The following is a 332-nucleotide window of genomic DNA, read 5'->3' as shown; positions in this document are numbered from 1 at the left end:
TATCAGCACCGCTAGAAAAAGCACCATCTTGACCAGTTAACAAAATAACTTTTACTTCATTGTTTTGAGAAGCATCTTTAAATGCTATATATAATTCCTCATGCATCGCTTCATCGATGGCATTCTTCACATGGGGCCTGTTCATGGTGATGTAACCAACACCTTCTCTTACTTCATATAACACAGTTTTATTTTTAATAGGCATTCATCTAGTCCTCCTTTATATTTCTCTTCCTAACACTGTACCTTCGTAGATCGCTTTTTTGGCATCCAGTCCCAAAGCATGTTTTGCCCCTCCAATAATTGAAACCGACTTATTCATCTCCTTGAGT

The 332-nt window shown here is 37.7% G+C and carries 1 protein-coding gene; it reads right to left on the bottom strand.

Features of this window, described 5'->3' with window-relative positions; translation table 11 throughout:
* A partial coding sequence (locus AOA60_RS01375) for an enoyl-CoA hydratase/isomerase family protein (RefSeq protein WP_143522329.1) occupies positions 1 to 205 on the bottom strand: 205 nt, incomplete at its 3' end.
* Positions 206 to 332 lie beyond the last annotated feature (127 nt).

This window comes from Pseudomonas sp. 2822-17, from assembly GCF_002742485.1.
In the GTDB taxonomy this organism is placed as follows: domain Bacteria; phylum Pseudomonadota; class Gammaproteobacteria; order Pseudomonadales; family Pseudomonadaceae; genus Aquipseudomonas; species Aquipseudomonas cyclaminis.
This window is presented reverse-complemented; position numbering and strand designations above follow the sequence as displayed.